Below are 691 nucleotides of genomic sequence, written 5' to 3'. Positions count from 1 at the left end.
GGAATCGCTAGTAATCGTGGATCAGAATGCCACGGTGAATACGTTCCCGGGCCTTGTACACACCGCCCGTCACACCATGGGAGTGGGCTGCAAAAGAAGTGGGTAGCTTAACCTTCGGGGGGGCGCTCACCACTTTGTGGTTCATGACTGGGGTGAAGTCGTAACAAGGTAGCCCTAGGGGAACCTGGGGCTGGATCACCTCCTTACCTATACGACTAACTTAATGTTTGTTGAGTGTTCACACAGATTGCTTGTTTAGCTTCTCTTAGGAGAAGTCAGAGCTAAATGCGCCGCGAGCCGGTACGCATTGTTCTTTAACAATTTGGAAAGCTGATAGTATTTAATTGCATGAGTCTGTCATGTGATTAATTACAAAACGTTTAATGCGMAAGCATTGAACATGAGWTCTYAAACACTTTATTAAGTGTCTTGAATATTCAATAGTAAATTATTCTTTRYTGAATAGTTTACGTCTAAGGCGCGTCCACTTCTTTGGTCAGAAGTGAGACAAGTAAAACCAAGCTGGTCGCAATGCGGCGCAGATGAGTGAAACTCATTTGGGTTGTATGGTTAAGCGACTAAGCGTATACGGTGGATGCCTTGGCAGTCAGAGGCGATGAAGGACGTAGTAACTTGCGAAAAGCGTTGGCGAGCTAGTAACAAGCATTTGAGCTAACGATGTCCGAATGGG

Annotated in this window: 2 rRNA genes; both read left to right on the top strand. The window is 45.8% G+C overall.

Going from position 1 to position 691, the window contains the following annotated elements:
• A 16S ribosomal RNA gene (locus L5M29_RS23680) occupies positions 1–206 on the top strand; the annotation flags it as partial.
• A 362-nt stretch (positions 207–568) separates the two neighbouring features.
• Positions 569–691: ribosomal RNA gene (locus L5M29_RS23675) — 23S ribosomal RNA — on the top strand; the annotation flags it as partial.

The sequence above is a fragment of the Shewanella sp. SM95 genome, from assembly GCF_025653595.1.
Classification (GTDB): Bacteria; Pseudomonadota; Gammaproteobacteria; order Enterobacterales; family Shewanellaceae; genus Shewanella; species Shewanella oncorhynchi.
Note: the sequence above shows the minus strand (reverse complement) of the source record. Positions and strands in the feature narration are given on the sequence as shown.